Source organism: Pelomonas sp. V22 (assembly GCF_030014915.1).
GTDB lineage: Bacteria > Pseudomonadota > Gammaproteobacteria > Burkholderiales > Burkholderiaceae_C > JAUASW01.
The window spans coordinates 201,848-222,957 of record NZ_JAGIXS010000007.1; the positions used below are offsets into that span (position 1 = coordinate 201,848).

Annotated in this window: 20 protein-coding genes; 8 read left to right on the plus strand and 12 right to left on the minus strand. The window is 67.9% G+C overall.

From position 1 onward, the window contains the following. Positions 1 to 11 precede the first annotated feature (11 nt). From J7U46_RS20240 to J7U46_RS20280, 9 genes are all read right to left on the minus strand, one after another. Entirely contained in the window at positions 12 to 833 is an 822-nt protein-coding gene (locus J7U46_RS20240; RefSeq protein ID WP_282829003.1) for an urease accessory protein UreD, read from the minus strand. A 30-nt stretch (positions 834 to 863) separates the two neighbouring features. After that, a complete protein-coding gene (locus J7U46_RS20245) occupies positions 864 to 1,379 on the minus strand; it encodes a YcnI family protein (RefSeq protein ID WP_282829004.1) in 516 nt (171 codons plus the stop codon). Positions 1,380 to 1,387: 8 nt separating this feature from the next. Then, positions 1,388 to 3,826 carry a TonB-dependent receptor gene (locus tag J7U46_RS20250; protein WP_282829005.1) on the minus strand — a complete coding sequence of 813 codons (2,439 nt, stop codon included), beginning with the start codon at positions 3,824 to 3,826 and terminating at the stop codon, positions 1,388 to 1,390. 69 nt (positions 3,827 to 3,895) lie between these two features. Continuing rightward, positions 3,896 to 4,303, minus strand: a complete 408-nt coding sequence (locus tag J7U46_RS20255) for a DUF2946 domain-containing protein (RefSeq protein ID WP_282829006.1) — start codon at positions 4,301 to 4,303, stop codon at positions 3,896 to 3,898. A 37-nt stretch (positions 4,304 to 4,340) separates the two neighbouring features. Continuing rightward, a complete protein-coding gene (locus tag J7U46_RS20260) occupies positions 4,341 to 5,153 on the minus strand; it encodes an ABC transporter substrate-binding protein (protein WP_282829007.1) in 813 nt (270 codons plus the stop codon). A 35-nt stretch (positions 5,154 to 5,188) separates the two neighbouring features. After that, a complete protein-coding gene (locus J7U46_RS20265) occupies positions 5,189 to 6,424 on the minus strand; it encodes a M20/M25/M40 family metallo-hydrolase (protein ID WP_282829008.1) in 1,236 nt (411 codons plus the stop codon). Beyond that, a complete protein-coding gene (uraD, locus tag J7U46_RS20270) occupies positions 6,421 to 8,190 on the minus strand; it encodes a 2-oxo-4-hydroxy-4-carboxy-5-ureidoimidazoline decarboxylase (RefSeq protein ID WP_282829009.1) in 1,770 nt (589 codons plus the stop codon). Before uraD ends, J7U46_RS20265 begins: the two co-directional genes overlap by 4 nt. After that, entirely contained in the window at positions 8,181 to 9,125 is a 945-nt protein-coding gene (gene puuE / locus J7U46_RS20275; protein ID WP_282829010.1) for an allantoinase PuuE, read from the minus strand. The genes uraD and puuE overlap by 10 nt, the downstream gene beginning before the upstream one ends. Continuing rightward, positions 9,122 to 9,799, minus strand: coding sequence for a GntR family transcriptional regulator (locus tag J7U46_RS20280; protein WP_282829011.1), 678 nt, complete (start codon positions 9,797 to 9,799; stop codon positions 9,122 to 9,124). Before J7U46_RS20280 ends, puuE begins: the two co-directional genes overlap by 4 nt. A 44-nt stretch (positions 9,800 to 9,843) precedes the next feature. On the opposite strand from J7U46_RS20280, the gene uraH reads away from it, so the two are divergent. The 4 genes from uraH (at position 9,844) to J7U46_RS20300 (ending at position 13,519) form a co-directional block, all read left to right on the plus strand. After that, positions 9,844 to 10,188, plus strand: a complete 345-nt coding sequence (gene uraH / locus J7U46_RS20285; RefSeq protein ID WP_282829012.1) for a hydroxyisourate hydrolase — start codon at positions 9,844 to 9,846, stop codon at positions 10,186 to 10,188. A 5-nt stretch (positions 10,189 to 10,193) separates the two neighbouring features. Beyond that, positions 10,194 to 10,997 carry a xanthine dehydrogenase accessory protein XdhC gene (xdhC, locus tag J7U46_RS20290; protein ID WP_282829013.1) on the plus strand — a complete coding sequence of 268 codons (804 nt, stop codon included), beginning with the start codon at positions 10,194 to 10,196 and terminating at the stop codon, positions 10,995 to 10,997. 78 nt (positions 10,998 to 11,075) lie between these two features. Beyond that, a complete protein-coding gene (locus J7U46_RS20295) occupies positions 11,076 to 12,974 on the plus strand; it encodes a family 20 glycosylhydrolase (RefSeq protein ID WP_282829014.1) in 1,899 nt (632 codons plus the stop codon). 104 nt (positions 12,975 to 13,078) lie between these two features. Then, positions 13,079 to 13,519 carry a PilZ domain-containing protein gene (locus J7U46_RS20300; RefSeq protein ID WP_282829015.1) on the plus strand — a complete coding sequence of 147 codons (441 nt, stop codon included), beginning with the start codon at positions 13,079 to 13,081 and terminating at the stop codon, positions 13,517 to 13,519. A gap of 16 nt (positions 13,520 to 13,535) precedes the next feature. Here the strand turns inward: J7U46_RS20300 and J7U46_RS20305 are convergent, their stop codons facing one another. Beyond that, positions 13,536 to 14,270, minus strand: a complete 735-nt coding sequence (locus J7U46_RS20305) for a hypothetical protein (protein ID WP_282829016.1) — start codon at positions 14,268 to 14,270, stop codon at positions 13,536 to 13,538. 258 nt (positions 14,271 to 14,528) lie between these two features. Between J7U46_RS20305 and J7U46_RS20310 the strand changes: the two genes are divergently transcribed. From J7U46_RS20310 to J7U46_RS20325, 4 genes are all read left to right on the plus strand, one after another. Further along, positions 14,529 to 15,767: an ABC transporter substrate-binding protein gene (locus J7U46_RS20310; protein ID WP_282829017.1), complete on the plus strand. Its 1,239-nt coding sequence runs from the start codon at positions 14,529 to 14,531 to the stop codon at positions 15,765 to 15,767. 91 nt (positions 15,768 to 15,858) lie between these two features. Further along, the gene (locus tag J7U46_RS20315) at positions 15,859 to 16,734 is read left to right on the plus strand and encodes a branched-chain amino acid ABC transporter permease (RefSeq protein WP_282829018.1); all 876 of its coding nucleotides are present in this window, start codon (positions 15,859 to 15,861) and stop codon (positions 16,732 to 16,734) included. Continuing rightward, complete coding sequence (locus J7U46_RS20320; protein WP_282829019.1) at positions 16,731 to 18,674, plus strand: branched-chain amino acid ABC transporter ATP-binding protein/permease; 1,944 nt, start codon at positions 16,731 to 16,733, stop codon at positions 18,672 to 18,674. Before J7U46_RS20315 ends, J7U46_RS20320 begins: the two co-directional genes overlap by 4 nt. Positions 18,675 to 18,696: 22 nt before the next feature. Continuing rightward, positions 18,697 to 19,416, plus strand: a complete 720-nt coding sequence (locus tag J7U46_RS20325) for an ABC transporter ATP-binding protein (RefSeq protein ID WP_282829020.1) — start codon at positions 18,697 to 18,699, stop codon at positions 19,414 to 19,416. A gap of 7 nt (positions 19,417 to 19,423) precedes the next feature. Here the strand turns inward: J7U46_RS20325 and J7U46_RS20330 are convergent, their stop codons facing one another. Continuing rightward, a complete protein-coding gene (locus J7U46_RS20330; RefSeq protein WP_282829021.1) occupies positions 19,424 to 20,056 on the minus strand; it encodes a peptidoglycan recognition family protein in 633 nt (210 codons plus the stop codon). Next, positions 20,043 to 21,095, minus strand: coding sequence for an alpha/beta fold hydrolase (locus tag J7U46_RS20335; protein ID WP_282829022.1), 1,053 nt, complete (start codon positions 21,093 to 21,095; stop codon positions 20,043 to 20,045). Before J7U46_RS20335 ends, J7U46_RS20330 begins: the two co-directional genes overlap by 14 nt. Between the last annotated feature and the right edge of the window lie 15 nt (positions 21,096 to 21,110).

Consider the following 21,110-nt stretch of genomic DNA (forward strand, 5'->3'; position numbering starts at 1 on the left):
GTGGGTCTTCGTCAGGTGCGCCAGACTCTCGGGCGGCTGTCGGCCAGGCCCCAGGCAAGCGCGCGCCATTGTGCCCAGACTTCCGACATATGCTGAAAGAGGGGCTCGATGCGCGGGGCCAGCATGCGCAGCACGACGAGGCCGTCTTCCGGCGCGGTGACGCCGACCGGATGCGGGCTGGCGATGGCTCGCGCTGCATCGATCAAGGCCTCGCGCCGCTCCCGCGTTAGCGCCGAGCCGGCGGCGAACCACAGGGTGCCGAGGGCCTTGTGGCCGGCCAGGCCGAGCGGGGAATCGAGCAGCAGCACATCGTCGGCGGCGATGCGGCCGCGCTCCAGCCAGCGGCCCGGAATCTCCAGGTGCTGCTGGTAGTGGCCGCGGCGGAAGGCCTGGCCGGCGGCCGGCAGGCCGAGGGCCAGCAGGTCCCAGCCCATCATTTCGGCACCGGGTGCGAGCTCGAACGAGAGGCGGTTCTCGGCCAGCGCGCCGTCGTAGACCAGGGTTTCCAGCGGCAGCCATTCCAGCCGGGCACCGGGAGCGAGGCGGGCCCGCAGGCCCTGCGTCGCCGCCTCGCCGCTGCTGCGGTAGAAGCGGGTGGCGCCGGGCGTGGTGATCAGGGCATGTGTGCCTTCGGCGAGATTCGCTTCGATGGCGAGCCGGTCGCCGCCCACGATGCCGCCCGGTGGATGCACCAGCACGTGGTGGCAGACGGCCGGCCCTTCCGGATAGAGCCGCTGCAGCACGCGCAGCGGGCCATCGTGGCGGTCCAGTGCCGTGGTGCCGCCTTGATCGTCCAGGCGGTAGTCGAGTGAGAGATGTCCTTGCCAAGCCATGGAATCAGCTTAGCAAGGACCATGCTCGCGCTACTTCTTGGGCGTCACCAACAGCAGGGCCGCGGGTGACTTCAGGCCCCGCGTCGAGGTTCCCTCGGCCGGCACTGCGGCCCAGTTCGACTCGCCTTGGGCACAGGTCTGGCGGACCTTGAACCATAGCGCTCCCGCCTCTGCCGGCAGCGTGCCGCGCACGACGAACTCGTCGTACCAGGCGTCCTGCAGCCAGTCGGCTTCCGTGTTGGCGGTCCACGAGACCTCGGCCAGGCCCTCGGTCACCGGCTTGCCATGGCTCTCGTAAGGCTGGGCGAGTTTCTCCATGCGCAGCTTGAGCGTCCAGCCGGCCTTGGGCACCGGGTTGGCGCCCTTGAAGCCGGGCGGGAGCAGGACGGTGATGGCCCGTGTCGGCGAGCCTTCGCAGCCATGGCCGACCTTGAGCACCGCCTTGTAGACGCTGCCGGCTTCGGCTTCGCGCTGATCCAGCGTGATGTGGGCTGCCGCGCTGCCGGCGATCAGCAGCGAGGCGATCAGGATGAGACTCGGTTTCATGGAGGCGCTCACAGGTCGAACCTCAGCTCGGCGTGATAGCTGCGCTGCGGATAGGGGTGGAAGTTCCAGTACTGGTAGTTGTTCAGGTTGTCGATGCCGCCCGACAGCGTGAACTGCTTGCTGAGCTTCCACTGGGCGCGCAGGTCGGTGGTGAAGTACTTGCTGGCGGCCTGGTAGGCAAAGCCGTTCGGATCGCTGTTGTCCAGCGTGCTGAACTGCGGGCCGCTGAAGCGCGCGCCGTAGCTCAGGGCCAGGTCTTGCGTTGCCTGCCAGGTGGCGAGCATCGTTGCGCGCCAGCGCGGCACGCGCGGCTGCTGCTTGCCGATGGTGTCTCCGGCCACGGCGACGAAGCCGTCGTTGGCCAGGATCTTGGAATCGGCAAAGGTCAGGCTGCCCAGCAGCGACATGCCCTTCAGCAAGGACTCGGTCCAGCCGCCAGCCGTGTTGTAGGCCAGTTCGACGCCCCGCGTACGGATGCGCTTGATGTTTTGCACCGTGTTGGCATTGGTGGCGGTGTTCAGCTGCGAGTACAGCGCATCGCGGCTGTCCTCGTTGAACAGCGTGGCGCGCAGCGAGCTGGCCCGCGGGCCGGCGCCCACGCTCCACTCGGCCGAGAGTTCGCTGGTCCAGCTGCGCTCGGGCTTCAGGTCCGGGTTGTTGTTGATCGCCTGGCCCGAAGCGTTGACGCCGCCCTGGTAGAGCTCGCTCACGGTCGGGAAGCGGACCGCCCGGCCGGTGCTGGCCTTGAGCACCCAGTCATCGCCGAGCTGGTAGGCCAGGGCCGCCTTGGGGCTGAGGTAGTTGGCACTGCGCTCGGGGTGGACGAGGGCGCAGCGCTGGCTGGCCGTGCTGCAGGTGCCGCGATCGGCTGTGCCGGTGTAGGCGCTCTCGGTGATGCCGTCGCGTGCTGTCCAATGCTCGGCGCGCAGACCCAGCACCGTGCGCCAGGCGGCGCCGAGCTGGATCGCGTCCTGGGCGAACAAGGCCTGGGTACGCGTCTCGCCCGCGAAGCGCGAGCTGAAGGCGCCGGCCGCGCCGTTCAGCCAGTCGCTGGTCAGGAACACCCGCGTGCTCAGCTTGTAGTCCTCCTGCGAAGCACCGAAGTCGACGCTGTGCTGGTCCGAGCGCCAGACGCCCTTGGCGGCCAGCGTGGTCCAGCCGGTGCCGTTCTGGTCGGTGATGCGGCCGGCTTCGGGCTGGGCCTTGGCCGTCGGCGCGTAGGCGCGGGCGAGGTCGGTGCCGTAGTCGTACTGGCTCGCTGCCAGCTCGTAGTCGAAGGCATCGCCGCTGCGGCTCTTCAGGCTGAAGGCCTGCATGGTGTGGCCCAGGTCCTCGTGGCTCTGGGCAAAGTCCGACGCTGCCAGGGTGTAGCGCTTGCCATCGATCAGCACGGCCTGGCTGATGTCGCCGCTGTAGCGGTTCGTCACGGCGTTGCCGCTGCCGTCGCGCAGGTAGCTGCGCGAGCTGCCGTCCGAGGCATTGCCCCAATAGCCCAGCACATAGCTGGCCCGCAGCTGGGGCGTGATGTCGTAGGCCAGCTTGAGCTTGGCGTGGTTCTGTGTGGTGTCGTATTCGGTGCCGGTGCCGAGCAGGTACCAGTCGACATTGCTGCGGTTCTTGTCCAGCACGGCGCCGGTCACGCTGACGGCGCCGGTGCCAGCGGCCGTACCGGCACTGACCAGCTTGGTCGGGAAGGTCAGGGGCTGGCCCTTGCTGTGCAGGCGGTTGACGTTGATCCACCAGCTGAAGGCGCCAGCGCGATCACCCATGGAGGCGCTGAGCTGCTGAGCGTCGAAGTCTCGGCGGCTGCCATAGAGCTCGTTCGGCTGCATCGCCAGGTTCAGCTTCAGATGAGCTTCGAAGCTTTGCGGCATGCGGGTCTGGTAGTCGACGACCGCGCCCACTGCATTGCCCGAGTAGGCAGCCGAGAACGGGCCGTACAGCACGTCCACGCGCTCGATTTCCTCCGGCGTCACCAGGCCCCAGCGCGGCGTGAACGTGGCGCCGTTGCCGAGCAGGTTGGAGAGCTGAATGCCGTCGGCAAACACCAGCGAGCGGGCGCTGTTGCCGGTGCCGGAGGCGCGAGTCGACAGCACCGCGTGGTTGTAGTCGCCGATGTAGCGCTTGCGCACCAGCAGGCTGGGCAGGTACTTGAGCGCGTCCTCGGAGTCCGTGGCGTTGATCGAGCGCTCGAGGTCGGCGCGCTTGATGCCTTCCAGCGTGGTCGGGATGTTGGTGGGCAGCGAGGTCGGGGCCTGGCCCTTGACCTGCACCAGGCCGAGCTTGTTGCGCGTGGGGGCGGTGGCTTTCTGTTCTTGTTGCTGTTGCGTCGGGGTTTCGTCTTCGTCGCCGCATTCGTCGCAGGCACGGGCCTGGGTCGACAGGAGCAGCAGGCAGGCGAGGGCCGCCCAGGGCAGGGCGCCCAACTTGAAATTCTTCGGTGGCATGAAATGAGACTTCCGGTTCGATAGAGATGGCACGGCCGACCGCAGTGCGGCAGGCCGTGGCAGCGAGACTCAGATCGAAGCGGGAGGTGCCCGGGCGGCGGCGAGCCGCCAGGCATGGGCCGTGCGGTCGGCGCTGAAGAAGCGCTCGGGCGGGCCGAAGCGCAGGCCTTCGATCAGCGTGATCGAGGGCAGGGCCGGTGGCGGCAGGGCCAGGTCTTGCTGGTGCAGGCCGCAGAAGCTGCAATGCTTGAACATCGCATGCGTGGCGGCGTCGTCCGTGGGGCTCTGGCCGAACTCGCCGGCCTGGGCGCGCGGCGAAACGATGCTCGCGCGGCACAGCTGGGTCCAGGGCGCCAGGTCGCCGCGCTGGGCCGCCAGCGCCATCGACAGCGCAGGCGCAATGGCCCCGAGCCAGAAGGTCAGGACGACCAGCCAGCGCAGGCTTGCGAGCGGGGGGCGGCGAACGGGGCGATGCACGGCCGCGATTCTAGCGAGGCCGCTGGCCTGGCCACGCTCAGCTGCTGCGTGCCAACGTGTTCAGCAGCTCGTGGTCGGCAGTACGGATCTCATAGCGCTGCAGCATCTCGCGCCATTCTGCCGAAGCGCGCAGCCGGCCCACGCCTTCCAGCAGGGCCTGGCGCTGCTCGGCCGGCAACTTGCGCGACAGCATCACATGCCGCTGGTAGCGCAGGCGCGGCTGGGCGGCGATCTCGATCTGCTGGTCGAAGTCCGCGAGGCGGCGGCGCCACCAGCCCAGGCCGCTGCGCGACAGGAAGATGGCATCGACCCGGCCCAGCATCAGCAGGCGCAGATTGGCTTCCTGCGTGAACGAGTCGAGCCGGCGCATCTCGCCGCGCTGCACCAGCGGATCGGCATCGCGGTAGACATGGCCGAACACGCCGCCGAGCGTCAGGCCGCGCAGCGAGCGCATGTTCTCGAAGGCCACGGGCCTGGCCTTGCGGCTGAGCACCAGGTCCTCGTCGTCCATCAGCGGCTCGCTCCATTCGAAGCGCCGATCGGAGGGCCCGCCGAACCAGCTCGGAGCCACCCACAGCACGATGCCACTCCAGGCGGCCTCGGCGATGCGGGCATCGACGCGGCGGCGCGGCAGCTGCTCCAGCGAGGCGCCGCCCACATGCTGCTTCAGCCATTGCAGCAGGTCGTGGCTGAGGCCCTGGCCCGGTGCGGTGACGAAGGGCGGGTAGTCGTAGTAGCTGACCAGCTGAAGCGGCGCAACGCTGGCCCGGGCGGTGGGCAGGGCGAGCGCCAGCGCGGTGCCCGCCAGCAGCTGGCGGCGCGGGAGGCTGGCGGGGGCCTGCGAGCTCATGGCGCCGAGTGTGGCATGGCCGGGCCCGCGAAGGCTCAGTCTTTCAGCAGATCGAGCAGTGTTCTTGCCACCACCTGGGTGGCGCGGCGCAGATCGTCGAGCTGCAGATGCTCGTCGGCCCGCTTGGCGTTCGATTCCAGCACCGTGCGCGGCCCGGCGCCGTAGATGGCGGCCGGGATGCCGTGCTCGCCGTAGAGCCGCACGTCGGTGTAGAGCGGCGTGCCCGAGCTGGGAACGGGTTCGCCGAACACTGCCTCGCCATGCTTTTGCAGGGCCTGGACCAGGGCTGCATTGCCAGGAAGCGGCTTCAGCGAGCGGGCCAGCAAGAGGCGCTTGATCTCGATCCGGATGCCGGGGCAGGCGGCGGCCGCCTTGGCGATGGTCTCGCGCACCTCGGCCTCGACCACCACCGGGTCTTCCTCGGGAATCATGCGGCGGTCCAGCTTCAGCACCACCTTGCCGGGCACGACGTTCGTGTTGCTGCCGCCTTCGATGCGGCCCACGTTCAGGTAGGGGTGCTTGATGCCCGGCACCTGGGAGCAAACCTTCTCGTACTCGGCATTGCGGGCATAGAGGGCGTTCAGGATGGCCACCGCGCCCTGCAAGGCATCGACGCCGGTCTCGGGGATGGCGGCATGGGCCATGGTGCCGTGCACCGTCACCTCCATCTGCAGGCAGCCGTTGTGCGCGGTGACGACCTGGTAGCTGAAGCCGGCGGCGATCAGGAGGTCGGGCTGGGTGAGGCCCTGCTTCAGCAGCCAGCCGGGGCCCAGCTCGCCGCCGAATTCCTCGTCGTAGGTGAAGTGCAGTTCCACGCCACCCTTCAGCGGCAGGCCGAGCGACTCCAGCGCGCGCAAGGCAAAGGTGTAGGTGGCGAAATCGCTTTTGCTCACGGCCGAGGCGCGGCCATAGAGCTTGCCGTCCACCACCTCGCCGCTGTAGGGGCCGTGCGTCCAGCCCTCGCCGGGCGGCACCACGTCGCCATGGGCGTTCAGCGCAATCGTCGGGCCGCCCGCAGCAAAGGGTCGGCGCACGATCAGGTTGGTGATGCTCTCCATGCCCTGGGCCTTCACGGCCTCGGCCGGCACCGCATGCTTCTCGGCAGGCAGACCCATGGCGGCCAGCAGCTCGGCCGTGCGCTCGGCGTGGGGCGCGTTGTTGCCGGGCGGCGTGTCGGTGGGCACGCGCACCAATTCCTGCAGGAAGCGCACTTGCTCGTCGAAGTGGGCGGCGATCCAGGCATCGAGTTGTTCGTAGGAGGGCGTGGTCATTCGAAGGACTCGAGCAGTTGCTGGAAGGCCTGGACGCAGAGCTCGGCGTCGTCGGCCGTGATGGTCTCCAGTGGGTTGTGGCTGATGCCGGCATTGCCGCCGCGCAGGAAGAGCATGGCCTGGGGCATCAGCTCATGCAGCTTCATCGCGTCGTGGCCGGCACCCGAGGGCAGGCGGAACACCGGCAGGCCGAGGGCCTGGACGGCTTGCTCCCAGCGCGCCTGCAGCGCTGGGTCGCTGGGCGCGGCGGTGGCGCTCATCGTGCGGTCCAGCTTGAAATGCAGGCCGCGCCGCTGGCAGATAGCTTGCAAGGCCTCACGCACCGCGCCGTCCAGCGCATCGCGCGCGGCATCGGTCGTGGCGCGCAGGTCCAGGCTGAACTGGCAGCGGCCGGCGATCACATTGATGGAGCCGGCCGGCACGTTCAGGATGCCGACGGTGCCAACCACATCCTGCATCGCCGCTGCCTGCTGCTCGACGAAGAGCACCAGTTCGGCCGCCGCCGCCGCCGCGTCGCGCCGGCTGCCCATCGGCGTGGTGCCGGCATGCGAGGCTTGGCCGGTGATCTCGCCCAGGTAGCGAACGCTGCCGTTGATGGAGGTGACCACGCCCAGCGGCAGGTCGCGCGCATCCAGAACCGGGCCCTGCTCAATGTGAACTTCGACAAAGCCGCGGTACGCCGAGGCGTCACGCTTCAAGGCCTCGATCGCGGGCATCGCGGCCGCATGGCCAGCCGCGCTCATCGCTTCGGCCATCGTGATGCCGTCCGCATCCTGCTGCGCCAGCCAGGCCGGATCGAAATGCCCGGCCAGCGCGCTGGAGCCGAGGAAGGTGGCCTTGTAGCGCTGGCCTTCTTCTTCGGCAAAGCCCACCACCTCCAGGTCGAAGGGCAGGCGCCGGCCTTGGGCGCGCAGCTCGCGCACGCAGGCCATGGGCACGAGGATACCGAGCCGGCCGTCGTACTTGCCGCCGTTGCGCACGGTGTCGTAGTGGGAGCCGGTCAGCAGGCGCTGGGCTTTGGGATCGCTGCCTCGATAGAGGCCCACGACATTGCCCACCGCATCGATGTTCGCTTCGTCGAACCCGCCATCCAGCATCCATTGCCGCAGCTGTGCGGCACAGGCCTGGTGGGCTTCGGTCAGGTAGGTGACCGTGAGTTGCCCTTGCTCCTTGAAGCCGGGGTCCGAATGAACCGCGAGGGACTCCGCCCAGTCCCAGACCTGCTGGCCGAGCACAGGCGTCACGCCGAACTTGTCGTTCAGGCGGATCTCGGCGATGCGGTGGATGTTGCGCAGGCATTCGGCGCGTTCGAAGTCCGGATGGTTCTCAAGCCGGCGGGCGAAGGTCTCGATGATCTGGGCTCGCGTGAGGCCGAGCCCGCGTGGCCCGCGCACCGCGAGGATGAAGGGCCAGCCGAAGCGCGCGTTGTAGGCGGCGTTCAGCTGCTGCAGCCGGGCGAATTCCTCAGGCGAGCAGTCGGTCAGGCCGGCCTTGCTCTGCTCGTTCGTGGATTCGGCCGTCAGGCGCTTGGTGACCATGGCCTTGCCGGCGAGTTCCGGGTGGGCGCGTATCAGGCCCAGCTGCTCGTCGAGGCTGGCCTCGCGCACCACGCCGGCCATCGCCGCCTTCAGCTGTGCCAGCGTCTTGAAGGGCCGCTGCTCAGCAGCCCGCGCTGCAATCCATGGCGAGTGCTCATAGGTACCGTCAAGCAGGGCCACGAACTCGTCGCGGTCCGCAGCATTCAACTGCTCCAGCGTCATTCCCATACAAAGGCCTTGCTGGCATCAAAGGGGTGGGTGGCGCGCCAGTGGCGGGCGATGTCGAGGCGGCGGCAGACCCAGACCTGGTCGTGCTGCTGCACATGGTCGAGAAAACGCTGCAGTGCCTTCATGCGCCCGGGCCGGCCGAGCAATCGGCAGTGCATGCCAATGCTCATCATCGAGGCTCTGCCTTCGCCGCCTTCCTGGTACAGCACATCGAAGCTGTCGCGCAGGTACTCGAAGAACTCGTCGCCATGGCTGAAGCCCTGCGGCAGGCAGAAGCGCATGTCGTTGCAGTCCAGCGTGTAGGGCACAACCAGATGCGGTGCCAATTGGCCGTCGCTCTTCTTCACCTGCAGCCAGAAGGGCAGGTCGTCGCCGTAGTAGTCGCTGTCGTATTCGAAGCCGCCGTGGTCTGCCACCAGGCGGCGCGTGTTGGGGCTGTCGCGGCCGGTGTACCAGCCGGCAGGCTTGTGCCCGGTCAGCTTCTCGATGATGGCCACGCCGCGTTGCAGATGCTCGCGCTCTTCGGCTTCAGCCATGCCCTGGTAGTGGATCCAGCGCCAGCCGTGACAGGCGATCTCATGGCCCAGTTCGACGAAGGCCTGCGTCAGCTCGGGGTGGCGCTCCAGGGCCATCGAAACACCAAACACGGTGAGCGGCAGGCCGCGCTTCTCGAACTCGCGCAGCAGGCGCCACACGCCCACGCGCGAACCGTATTCGTAGATGCCTTCCATGCTCAGGTGCCGGGCCGCATAGCTGGCCGGGTTGAACATCTCGGACAGGAACTGCTCGCTGCCGGCATCGCCATGCAGCACCGAGTTCTCGCCGCCTTCTTCGTAGTTGAGGACGAACTGCAGGGCGATGCGGGCACCGCCTGGCCATTGCGGATCGGGCGGGTTGCGGCCGTGGCCGACAAGATCGCGGGGATAGGGCTTCATGCGGCTTTCAGCGCGGCAGCGAGGTCAGCAGCGCGCGGCTCCAGTTTGAGGTTGGCCTCGACATTGCCGAGGTGGGCATCCATCAGCTTCATCAGGGCCTTCTTGTCGCGGGCCTGCAGGGCGTCGACGATGGCCTCGTGCTCGGCCTGCGATTCGGCGGCCGAGTGGCTGCTCTGGTACATCAGCGCGATCAGCGAGCAGCGCGAGAGCAGGTCGGCGAGCGTCTCGGCCAGCACCTCGTTGCCATGCAGGCGCGCCAGCAGCACATGGAAGTCAGCGAGCAGGCGCGTGCGGCCCGGCACGTCGGTGCGCTTCAGGGCCTCGCGCTCCAGCTTCAGGTGCTCGCGCAGCATGCGGATCTGGGCCGTCGTGACCGTGGCGCAGAGCTGGGAGAGCAGGGCCGATTCCAGCATCTTGCGCAGCTCGAAGACCTGGCGGGCCTCCTCCACGCTGGGCTCGGCCACGCAGGCGCCACGTGCGGGCGTGAGGGTGACCAGGCGATGCCGGCTCAGTTGATTGAGGGCCTGCCGGACCAGGGTGCGGGAGACGCCGTAGATGTCGGCCAGCTGCTGCTCGGCGAGCTTGGTGCCGGGCATCAGCCGGCGCTCGACGATGGCCTGCGTGATCGAGGCGGCGATCCGTTCTGTGCTGGAGAGGGTCTCGGCCATGGGCATGGAGTGTATACACTTCGGCATCCAATCCAGACAGGACCTCAACGATGGGCAAGCTCACCACCCATGTGCTCGACACCGCCAACGGCTGCCCGGCCGCCGGTATGGCCGTGCGCCTGCATGGCACCGATGGCGGCCTGATCAAGTCGCTGGTCCTGAATGCCGATGGCCGCGCCGACGCGCCGCTGCTGGAAGGCGAGGCGTTGAAGCCGGGGCGCTATCGCCTCGTGTTTGCCGTTGCCGCCTATTTCCGCGCGCGCGGCGAGACGCTGCCCGAGCCGGCCTTCCTGGATGAGGTGCCGCTCGAATTCGGCATCGCCGATGCGGCGGGTCATTACCACGTGCCGCTGCTGGCCAGCCCCTGGTCCTATTCCACCTACCGCGGCAGCTGAGGGCCATGCAGGACTGGCAGGCGCTCGGACTGCTGCTGGCCCGCGAGCCCGCGGTGCTGGTGCGCGTCGATCAGGTCGAGGGCAGCGGGCCGCGCGAGGTCGGCGCCTGGATGGCGGTGTCGGCGGCCGGCCTGCTCGGCACCATAGGTGGTGGCCAGCTGGAGTTCGATGCCATGGCCCAGGCCCGCGCCGCACTGGCGGCGGGTGTGGTGGCCGAGCCGCTGCGCCGCTTTGCCCTGGGCCCCAGCCTCGGCCAATGCTGCGGCGGCATCGTGTATCTGCGCTTCGAACTGCTGGGCGCGGACCACATTGCCGGTTTGCGTGAGCGCCTGGCGCCCGCGCCGCTGATGCGCGTGGCCTTGTTCGGCGGCGGCCATGTGGGGCGCGCCATCGTCGAGGTGCTGGCCCGTCTGCCAATTGAACTGCTGTGGGTGGACAGCCGCGACGAGATCTTCCCGGCCGAGGTGCCCGAAGGCGTTCGCACCGAGCATTCCGACCCGGTGCAGCGCGCCGTGCAAGACCTGGCACCCGGCAGCCGTGTGCAGATCATGAGCTTCAGCCATGCCGAGGACCTGGACATCGTGGCGGCTTGTCTGCAGCGCCAGCGCGAGCAGGGCGACCTCGCGTTCATCGGCCTGATAGGCAGCAAGAGCAAATGGGCGAGCTTCCGACGGCGGCTCGAAGCGCGGGGCTTCACGGCCGACGAGCTGGCCCGGGTGACCAGCCCCATCGGCGTGCCCGGCATCACCGGCAAGCAGCCTGAGGTGATTGCGGTGGCCGTGGCTGCGCAGCTTTTGCAGCAGGCCTGAAGCTGAGGCCGCGCGCAGGCCGGCTAGCATCGCGACTCCCTGACTTGGTGTCACAGCCCGGAGTCCGCCTCGATGACGATGAAGTCCAAGACCCTGACCGTCCTGCTGTTCCTGTGCAGCAGCGCCGCTGTGATGGCGGCCGAACTGCCTGCCCTCATTCCCGCACCGGTGGCCGTGGAGCAGCGCGCCGGCGAGTTCAAGCTCGATGCCGGCACCCGCATCGCCGTGCAATCGCCCGAGCTGAACGCCGAGGCGGAGGCCCTGGCGCAGCGCCTGCGCCGTGCCACCGGCTTCAAGCTGCCGATTGATCACGGCAAGGCCACGCATGGCGCCGGCCAGCGCATCGTGCTCGGCATCGAGGCCGGCTTGCCGGCCGAAGGCTACCGGCTGAGCGTGGACCGGCGGCGCGTGCAGCTGGTGGGCGTTTCGCCGGCCGGTGTTTTTCGCGGTACGCAGACCTTGCTGCAGCTGCTGCCCAAGGAGGTCGAGAGCGCGACGCCCAGCCGGTCGCCGCGCTGGTCCCTGCCGGCCGTGCAGATCCAGGACCAGCCGCGCTTCGGCTGGCGCGGCCTGATGCTCGACGTCTCGCGGCATTTCTTCAGCGTGGCCGAGGTCAAGGACTTCATCGACCAGATGGCCAAGTACAAGTTCAACCTGCTGCACTGGCATCTGAGCGACGACCAGGGCTGGCGCATCGAGATCAAGAGCCGGCCACGCCTCACCGAGGTCGGTGCCTGGCGGGTGGGCAAGGTCGGCCGGTTCGGCAGCTTCGCGCCGCCGGCCGCCGATGAGCCCCGCGACTACGGCGGTTTCTACACGCAGGAGCAGGTGCGCGAGATCGTGGCCTATGCCCGGGCACGCCACATAGCCGTGATGCCCGAGATCGACATGCCGGGCCACAGCCTGGCGGCGCTGGCGGCCTATCCGGAACTGGCCTGCGAGCCGGGCAGCTTTGCCGTCAATGCCGGCGAGCAGTTGCTGACCTGGCCGGCCGGCGGGCCTTTGTCCAGCGTCGTCGACAACACGCTGTGCCCGGCCAAGGAGCAGGTCTACGAGTTCGCACGCCAGGTGTTTTCCGAACTGGCCCAGCTGTTCCCGTTCGAGTATGTGCACATGGGCGGCGACGAGACGGCGCGCAACTTCTGGGCCAAGAGCGAGGCGATCAAGGCCCTGATGGAACGCGAGAAGCTGCCGAACTTCAACGCGGTGCAAGCCTATTTCGTGACGCGGCTGCAGAAGATCATCGCGGCCGAGGGCAAGAAGATGATGGGCTGGGACGAGATCCTCGAAGGGGGCCTGGTGAGCGAGGCCGCCGTGATGAGCTGGCGCGGCATGAAGGGCGGCATCGAGGCGGCGCGCCTCGGCCACCAGGTCGTGATGTCGCCCAATGACTTCGTCTACCTGGACCTGATGCAGGGCGATGCGGTTGTCGAGGCGCCAGTCTACGGCACGGTGCGGCTCTCCAAGACCTACCAGTTCGAACCGCTGCCGGAGGGTGTCGATGCGCGCCGCGTTCTCGGTGGCCAGGCCAATCTCTGGACCGAGCAGATCTACAACCAGCGCCAGCTGCAGTACATGACTTGGCCCCGCGCCATGGCCGTGGCCGAGAGCCTGTGGAGCCCCAAGGAGCACAAGCGCTGGGAAGGCTTTGTGCCGCGCGTGGAGGCTCATTTCGAGCGGCTGACGGCGGCCGGCGTGAAGTACTCGCCCGCCCTCTACGACCCGAGCTTCAAGGCCAGCGAGAAAGTGCCGGGTCAGCTGATGGTGGAGCTCGCCACCGAGGTGGCGGGCCTCAGCCTGCACTACAGCTTCGACGGCTCGCTGCCGGACGGGTACTACCCGGTCTACACCGCACCGCTGGCGGTTCCCAAGGATGCCCAGCAGCTCAAGGTGATCAGCTACCGAGACGGCAAGCCGCTCGGGCGCATGATGGTCATGCCGGTGGCCGAGCTGCGCCGGCGCCTCGCCGCCAAGTGAGGGCGGCGGTGCCTGGCTGACTCGGGGGGATGCCCCTTGGCGCGGGCCGGTCGGCGGGCGTATCCTGCCCCGACCAGCGCCAGGGCGGCGCACGCGAGGATCCCATGCGCCAATTCATCCGTCATCCGGTCGACTTGCCGGTGGAGATCGACATCGAGCAGGATGCCACCTGGGGCGCCGGCCATGGCCGCACGCAGGACGTCAGCGCCGGTGGCCTCGCCCTGCATGTGGCCCAGCCGGTGCTGCCGGGGCGCCAGGTGCACCTGAGCATCGGCTACGTGGAGCCGCCCTTCCATGCCGAGGCCCAGGTGGCCTGGTGCCGGCCCGATGGGGCCGAGAGCGGCTATGAGCTGGGCCTCAGCTTTCTCGATGCCGAGGTGGCCTACCTGGCCCGCATGGTCGAGCAGCTCTGCCACATTGAGGACTACCGCCAGTCCGTGCTGCGCAGCACGGGCCGGCAGCTGAGCCCGGAGCAGGCCGCCGAGGAGTGGATAGAGCGCTACGCGGCGCAGTTCCCCGAGTTCTCGGCGACCTCGCTGCACTGATCAGGGCCGGGGCCGCTCAGCGCTTGCCCGGCTTGGCGGCGAGCAGGCCGCTTTCGTAGCGCTCCCAGATCGCGCGCAACTCGCCGCGATCGCGCATCTGGCCCAGCACCCGGCGCAGCTGCGGCACCCAGTCGGCATGGCGTTCATGCACCGCATGGAACAGCGGCACGGCCAGCACCGGCTGCTCGGCATGGCACAGGCCGGCGAGGTCGCGGGCGCTGGTGAAGGGCAGCATGCCCGGCGTCGAGAGCACCAGGGCATAGCGCGACACACCCTCCACCACGCTGCGCCTGAGCTCACGCGGATGGTTGACCGGCTGCCGCGCCGCCGGTGGCAGCCAGTTCTCGATCACCATGGCACCGCGCTGGTAGCTGGCCTGGGCCTGGACCAGGGCATCGATGCTCACGGCCTTGCCGCAGGGCGGCTTGCTGAAGGCCCAGACATACATCGTCAGCACCGGCACATCGACCTTCTGCATGAAGGGGTTCTGCTCAAAGTAGGGCAGGACGCGCAGGTGGTCGGCATCCAGCTCGCCGGACTGCAGGCCGAGGATGGTGCGACGCAGCGGCAAGGCCTCGAACTGCACCTGTCGGCCAAGGGCGGCATAGGCGCGGCGCAAGGCCTCTTCCATCGGCGGCGCAAGCAGGCGGTCTTCGTTCATGCCGATGCGGACCGGCGGTTGGTCGCCGGCAAGGGCAGGGGCCGATGTCAGGGCGGCCAGCGAGAGTGAAAGCAGCAAGGAGGCTTGCATGTTTGAGCCCCTTTTTCCCAACGAGATGTCCGGCCGATCATCGCCAGCCGGTCTGCCTGGCGCAAGGGGTTGCTCGCGCCCGCATCAGCGGAATCCAGCAGGCATCGGCCAATGTGGTTTGCCGCAGCCGGGGGTTTTCACGGTACGTAGCCCCGTGCTTACTGCGTAGCCTGTCTGAGGGCTTTGCAAGCTGACTGGGAAATTACAAGAACGAATGCACCTCGACCGGCAGCGGCACACAACACCGGAGACAAAGACATGAAGTTCACCCTCAAGCTGACAGCGCTGGCGCTCTCTTGCGCGGCGCTCGGCGCCCTGGCCGCCGAGCCGATCAAGATCGGCGTGGCCGGTCCGTTCACCGGCGGTTCCTCGTCGATGGGCGTCAGCATGCGCGACGGCGTGCGCCTGGCGGCCGCCGAGATCAACAAGGCCGGCGGCGTGCTCGGTCGCCAGCTGGTGCTGGTGGAGCGCGACGACGAAGCCAAGAACGAGCGCGGCGTGCAGATCGCCCAGGAGCTGATCAACAAGGAGCGCGTGGCCGCCACCGTGGGCTACATCAACACCGGCGTGGCCCTGGCCTCGCAGCGCTTCTACCAGGAAGCCAAGATCCCGGTGATGAACAACGTGGCCACCGGCTCGCTGGTGACGCACCAGTTCGACGACCAGCCCGAGAACTACATCTTCCGCAACGCGGCGCACGACAGCATCCAGGCGCCAATGATTGTTGAAGAAGCGATCACCCGCCGCGGCTTCAAGAAGGTGGCCATCCTCGCCGACTCCACCAACTACGGCCAACTCGGCCGCGCTGACCTGGAGAAGGCGCTGGAGCTCAAGGGCATCAAGCCGGTGGCGGTCGAGAAGTTCAACATCAAGGACGTCGACATGACGGCCCAGCTGCTGAAGGCCAAGGAGGCCGGCGCCGAGGCGGTGCTGACCTACGGCATCGGCCCCGAGCTGGCCCAGATCGCCAACGGCATGACCAAGCTCGGCTGGAAGGTGCCGATGATTGGCAGCTGGACGCTGTCGATGGCCAACTACATCGACAACGCCGGCCCGGGCGGCGAGGGTGCGCGCATGCCGCAGACCTTCATCCAGGAGCCGACGACGCCCAAGCGCCAGAGCTTCATCATCAGCTACCTGAAGACCTTCAACCCGAAGAACGCCCGCATCGACTCGCCGGTGTCGGCCGCGCAGGGCTATGACTCGGTCTACCTGCTGGCCGCCGCCATCAAGCAGGCCGGCGGCACCGACGGCCCCAAGATCAAGGCCGCGCTGGAGGACTTGAAGGAGCCGGTGGAAGGCGTGGTCACGACCTACAACAAGCCCTTCTCCAAGGCCGACCACGAAGCCATCACCGCCAACATCCCGGTGTTCGGCGAGGTCAAGGGCCAGCGCGTGGTCTATGCCTACGAGGCCGACCTCAAGAAGGCCTCCGAGGTGCGCGTCAAGGACGTCAATGCCAAGGGCGCACTGACGGTGCCGGCCAAGAAGAAGTAAGGGCGCCCTGTCCGACGTGGGCGGCCAGCGCGCAGGACTGTGCGCTGGCCGTTCGCGTGCCACTGTTGCAAAGCGAGCCATCGGGGGCCTCATGCAAATCCTGACTCAACTGGTGTTCAGCGGCATTGCGCTGGGCATGATCTACGCCGTCATTGCCTTCGGCTACCAACTGACCTTCGCCACCTCCGACACCCTGAACTTCGGCCAGGGTGACGCGCTGATGCTCGGCGCCCTGGTGGGGCTCTCGGCCGTGGGGGCTGGCATCAACTACTGGCTGATGATCCCGCTGGTCTGCCTGTTCGGCGCGCTGCAGGGCGCGCTGGTGGAGCGTATCGGCGTGCGGCCGGCGATCAAGATCAAGAGCGAGTTCGGCTGGATCATGTCCACCATTGCGCTCGGCATCATCTTCAAGAACGTGGCCGAGAACGTCTGGGGCCGCGACGACCTCAAGTTCCCCTCGCCACTGCCCGAATCGCCGCTGCGTTTCCTCGGTGCCAATGTGTTGCCGATGGAGATCCTGGTGGTGGTGGGCGCCGTGCTGATGATGCTGGCGGTCGAGGTGTTCAACCGCAAGTCCATCTATGGCAAGGCGGTGGTCGCCACCTTCAATGACCGCGACGCGGCCAAACTGATGGGCATCAACACCGGCGCGGTGATCACTTTCTCCTACGCGCTGTCCTCGATGACGGCGGCCTTTGCCGGCGTGCTGATCGCGCCGCTCACGCTGACGGGCGCCACCATGGGCGCGGTGCTGGGGCTCAAGGCCTTTGCCGTGGCCATCATCGGCGGGCTGACCAGCGGCATGGGCATCATCGTCGGCGGCATCATCCTCGGCGTGGCCGAGACCACCACCGGTTTCTACCTCTCCACCGGCTACAAGGACGTGCCCGGCCTCGTGCTGCTGCTGATCGTGCTGGCGCTGAAGCCGGCCGGCCTGTTCGGCAAGACTGCGATCAAGAAAGTATGAACGCCAAGAAACTCATTGCAGCGGCTGTCGCCGTGGCGGCGCTGTTCGCCTTCCCGCTGGTCTCGGGCAACCCGTACTACATCCACCTGGTCGAGACCATCATGATCTACGCGATCGTGCTGTTCGGCCTCGACATCGTGGTGGGCTACACCGGCCAGGTCTCGCTCGGGCATGCCGGCCTGTTCGGCATCGGTGCCTACACGGCTGGTGTGCTCATCACCAAGTTCGAGCTCTGGGTGCTGCTCACGCTGCCGATGGCCGTGGGCATCACGGCGGCTTTCGGCGCGCTGCTGGCGCTGCCGGCGCTGCGCGTGACCGGCCCCTATCTCGCGATGGTGACGCTGGCCTTCGGCACCATCATCCAGATCCTGATCAACGAGATGGACTTCCTCACCAACGGGCCCATGGGCATCACGCTGCGCAAGCCCAAACTGCTCGGCCACCAGCTCGATGAGACCGAGTTCTTCTGGCTGGTGGCGGTGCTCTTGCTGCTCTCGCTGGTGTTCGTGCATCGGGTGCTGCGCTCGCACCTGGGGCGGGCCTTCGAGGCCTTGCGCGGCAGCCCGGTGGCGTCGGACTGCATGGGCGTCTCGGTCTACCGCTACAAGGTCTATGCCTTCGTGATCAGCGCCGGCCTCGCGGGCCTGGCCGGCTCGCTCTACGCCTACTCCGAGCAGTACATCTCGCCCAATACCTACAACTTCGAGCTGACGGTGATGTTCCTGCTGGCCATCATCATGGGCGGCCGCAAGACCCGCACCGGCGCGCTCCTGGGCGCGGCCATCATCGTGATGCTGCCCAAGCTGCTGGACGACATCGAGCTGTTCCGCTGGGCCTCGGTGGCCTTTGCGGTGGCCGTGGTGCTGGGCAGCGCCTACCTGCTGGCGCGCGGCAAGTCCACGCTCAAGAAGGTGGCGATACCGGCCGTGGGCAGCGTGGCCCTGGCCGCCGTGTCCTTTGTGCTGACCACGATGGCCGACTGGCGGCTCTCGATCTTCGGCGTGATCACGCTCTTCGTCGTGTATTTCCTGCAGGACGGCATCGTCGGCTTCGTGCGCAATGCGCTGAACCTGCAGGGCCATGCCCGCACCGATGCCGAGCAGAGCCGGGCGAGCGGCCAGGGCGAGAAGGCGCTGCAGCACCAGAGTGGCAGCGGCGCCCCGGAGCTGCTGGTGGCCGAGCGCGTGCTGATGCAGTTCGGCGGCCTCAAGGCGATCAACGAGGTCGACCTGCGCGTGAAGCGCGGCAGCATCCATGGCCTGATCGGGCCGAACGGCTCGGGCAAGAGCACGATGATGAATGTGCTCACCGGCATCTACGTGCCCACGGCCGGCAGCATCGCCTTCGAGCAGCGCAGCGTGGTCGGCCGCACCTCGTCCGACATCGCCCTGTCGGGCATCGCCCGTACCTTCCAGAACGTGCAGCTGTTCGGCGAGATGACGGCGCTGCAGAACGTGCTCGTAGGCCTTCATCACAGCTTCCGCAGCAACCTGCTTGATGTTGCGCTCTCCACGCCGCGCTACCGGCGCGAGAACGAGCGCAGCACGGCGCGTGCCCATGCGCTCCTGAGTCTCGTCGGATTGAGTGACCTCGCCGGTGAGGAAGCCCGCAACCTGCCCTATGGCAAGCAGCGGCTGCTTGAGATCGCCCGCGCGCTGGCGCTCAACCCGCAGCTGCTGTTGCTCGATGAGCCGGCCGCCGGCCTCACCGCGCCCGACATCAAGGAGCTGGTCGAGATCATCCAGAAGATCCGTGCCGAGGGCATCACCGTCATCCTGATCGAACACCACATGGACGTGGTGATGGCCATCTGCGACACCGTGACCGTGCTGGACTTCGGCCAGAAGATCGCCGAAGGCGAGCCGGCCGCCGTGCAGAGCGACCCCAAGGTGATCGAGGCCTACCTGGGCGGCGAGGTGGCCGCCACGCCGGCGCACTGACGACAACAGGACGGACACAGCAATGCTCACCATCAGCAATCTGCATGCGGGCTACGGCAAGGTCGAGGTCTTGCACGGCATCAGTCTCGAGGTGCCCAAGGGCAAGGTCGTCACCCTGATCGGCAGCAACGGCGCGGGCAAGACCACGACCATGCGCGCCATTTCCGGGATGATCGCGCCGAGCTCCGGCAGCATCACCTTGGCCGGCAAGGACATCGCCGGCAAGGAGTCCTACAACATTGCCAAGCTGGGCCTCGCGCACTCGCCCGAAGGCCGCCGCGTGTTCGCCACCATGACGGTCAACGACAACCTGTTGCTCGGCGCCTTCCCGCGCTTCACCGGCTCACGCCCCAAGGGCGATATTCAGGCCGACCTGGAGCGGGCGATGGAGTACTTCCCGCGCCTGAAGGAGCGCCGCACCCAGCTGGCCGGCACGCTCTCGGGCGGCGAGCAGCAGATGCTGGCCATGGCCCGCGCGATGATGATGAACCCCGAGGTCGTGCTGCTGGACGAGCCCTCGATGGGCCTGGCGCCCATCCTCGTGGAAGAGGTGTTCCGCATCATCGCCAGGCTGCGCCAGGAGGGCGTGACCATGTTGCTCGTCGAGCAGTTCGCGGCCGCCGCGCTCAACGTGGCCGACTACGGTTATGTGCTGGAGAACGGCCGCATCGCGGTGCACGGCCCGGCCGAGAAGCTGCGCAGCGATCCGGCCGTCAAGGCCGCCTACCTGGGCGGGCACTGAGCCGTTTTCAGAGCACGGGCGGCAGCGCCTGCCCGTCCATCCGCGCCTGCACCGCGCGCTTCAGCCAGCCGCTCTGCACGTAGCGGTAGAGGTTCTTGCCCGGGCAGACCGTCTGCTTGCTGTGATCCTTGTGCGTGGCAATTTTTTCCACGCCGAGGCCCAGTCGCTGGGCCGACCAGGCCATCAGCTCGGCCGTAGCGGCCAGAGCCTGCGGCGTCGGCTCCACCTCCTCGAAGTTGCCGAGCAGCATGATCAGCAAATGGCCGCGCGGGTCGTACTCGGTGTTGGTGTCGCCCGCCACGCCTTCCGGCCGCGCCGCGTAGATGCGGCCATCGGGCGCGATCACGTAGTGGTAGGGAATGTCGGCCCAATGCTTGGTCTGGCGCGACCAGGTCTGCAGCTTGGGCAGGTACTCGGCCGGGTCGCGCGCCGGGTTCCAGGTCTCGCCCTGGTGGTGCAGGGTGATGTGGGTGAGCGTCTGCGCTGGGCCGGGGTTGGCGATGGCCACGCCGCCCCAGGCCTGCATGGAGACGATGGTCGGCGCTGGCACGGCGTAGGGCTGCTTGCTGGCGCAGCCGGCCAGCAGGGCCATGCCGCCCAGCAGCAGGGCCCGGCGCTCAATCTGTTCAACGCTTGGCATTGCCGAGGCTCCGGTCGAGGAAGTCGTACATGCGCAGCCGCGCCTTGCGGGCGAGGGTGGTGTCGATGCGGTCCCAGCTGTGGCCGCCCGGTGCGTCCTTCTCGATGTGGCTCTCGAAGGTCTTGCCGGCCGCCTTCAGGTGAATGATCAGCTGCTCCACCTCCACGACGTTGACGTCGCGGTCGTTGGTGCTGCTGGTCACCATCAGCGGGATCTTGAGCTTCTGCACATTCCAGATCGGGCTGCGGCGGCGGTACTCGTCCACGGCGTCCACTGGCGCCTTGCCGATGTGGTACTTGGCAGCGAACTCGGCCGTGTAGCTCTGCTCGTGATAGCCGAGGCGCGTGATCAGGTCCGACACCGGCACGCCGGCATAGATGGCGGCGAACTTGTCCGGATGGTCGAAGCCGGCCATCAGCGAAATCATGCCGCCATGGCTCCAGCCGACGGCGGCCACGCGCTTGGCGTCGATGGGCAGCTCATCCACCGCCCAGTCGCGGCAGGTGACCATGTCGTCGTTCTCCAGGCCGCCGTAGTCGATGCTCTCGTACATGCCCTTGCCATAGCCGGTGGAGCCGCGGTACTCGGGCGCGATCACCGCATAGCCGCGCTCCAGCATCTCTCGCACCATGTGCACGTGGTAGGTGCCGAAGTCGCCATGCACGCCGCCATGCGTCAGCACGATGGCCGGCAGGGCCTTGCCCTTCTGCGCATTCTTCGGCAGGAAGGTGTAGCAGTAGATGCGGATCGGGTGGCGCTCGTTCTTGATGCCGTAGCGCTCCTTGGCCTTGGGGTTGGGCTTGCCGGCCAGGATCACCTTGTCGGCGATGGCCACGTCCTGCAGGCGCAGGAAGAACTGCGTGTCGTCGGCGATCTTGCGGGCCTGGTCCAGGTCCCACTTCAGTTCTTCGACCTGGGATTCGAGCGACTTCAGGCGCTCGGCGTCGGTGGGGGCGGGCTGGGCCAGGGCTTGTGCGGCCAGGCCGGTCAGGCTGAGGGCGAGGGCCAGGACGGTCTTCCTGGTGAAGCGTGCAGACATGTGGCGAGCTCCTGG

Bases quoted from the DNA above. Each gene is read 5' to 3' on its own strand.
- J7U46_RS20240 (WP_282829003.1), bottom strand. From the start codon at position 833: ATGGCTTGGCAAGGACATCTCTCACTCGACTACCGCCTGGACGATCAA.
- J7U46_RS20245 (WP_282829004.1), bottom strand. From the start codon at position 1,379: ATGAAACCGAGTCTCATCCTGATCGCCTCGCTGCTGATCGCCGGCAGC.
- J7U46_RS20250 (WP_282829005.1), bottom strand. From the start codon at position 3,826: ATGCCACCGAAGAATTTCAAGTTGGGCGCCCTGCCCTGGGCGGCCCTC.
- J7U46_RS20260 (WP_282829007.1), bottom strand. From the start codon at position 5,153: ATGAGCTCGCAGGCCCCCGCCAGCCTCCCGCGCCGCCAGCTGCTGGCG.
- J7U46_RS20265 (WP_282829008.1), bottom strand. From the start codon at position 6,424: ATGACCACGCCCTCCTACGAACAACTCGATGCCTGGATCGCCGCCCAC.
- uraD (WP_282829009.1), bottom strand. From the start codon at position 8,190: ATGGGAATGACGCTGGAGCAGTTGAATGCTGCGGACCGCGACGAGTTC.
- puuE (WP_282829010.1), bottom strand. From the start codon at position 9,125: ATGAAGCCCTATCCCCGCGATCTTGTCGGCCACGGCCGCAACCCGCCC.
- J7U46_RS20280 (WP_282829011.1), bottom strand. From the start codon at position 9,799: ATGCCCATGGCCGAGACCCTCTCCAGCACAGAACGGATCGCCGCCTCG.
- uraH (WP_282829012.1), top strand. From the start codon at position 9,844: ATGGGCAAGCTCACCACCCATGTGCTCGACACCGCCAACGGCTGCCCG.
- xdhC (WP_282829013.1), top strand. From the start codon at position 10,194: ATGCAGGACTGGCAGGCGCTCGGACTGCTGCTGGCCCGCGAGCCCGCG.
- J7U46_RS20295 (WP_282829014.1), top strand. From the start codon at position 11,076: ATGAAGTCCAAGACCCTGACCGTCCTGCTGTTCCTGTGCAGCAGCGCC.
- J7U46_RS20300 (WP_282829015.1), top strand. From the start codon at position 13,079: ATGCGCCAATTCATCCGTCATCCGGTCGACTTGCCGGTGGAGATCGAC.
- J7U46_RS20305 (WP_282829016.1), bottom strand. From the start codon at position 14,270: ATGCAAGCCTCCTTGCTGCTTTCACTCTCGCTGGCCGCCCTGACATCG.
- J7U46_RS20310 (WP_282829017.1), top strand. From the start codon at position 14,529: ATGAAGTTCACCCTCAAGCTGACAGCGCTGGCGCTCTCTTGCGCGGCG.
- J7U46_RS20315 (WP_282829018.1), top strand. From the start codon at position 15,859: ATGCAAATCCTGACTCAACTGGTGTTCAGCGGCATTGCGCTGGGCATG.
- J7U46_RS20320 (WP_282829019.1), top strand. From the start codon at position 16,731: ATGAACGCCAAGAAACTCATTGCAGCGGCTGTCGCCGTGGCGGCGCTG.
- J7U46_RS20325 (WP_282829020.1), top strand. From the start codon at position 18,697: ATGCTCACCATCAGCAATCTGCATGCGGGCTACGGCAAGGTCGAGGTC.
- J7U46_RS20330 (WP_282829021.1), bottom strand. From the start codon at position 20,056: ATGCCAAGCGTTGAACAGATTGAGCGCCGGGCCCTGCTGCTGGGCGGC.
- J7U46_RS20335 (WP_282829022.1), bottom strand. From the start codon at position 21,095: ATGTCTGCACGCTTCACCAGGAAGACCGTCCTGGCCCTCGCCCTCAGC.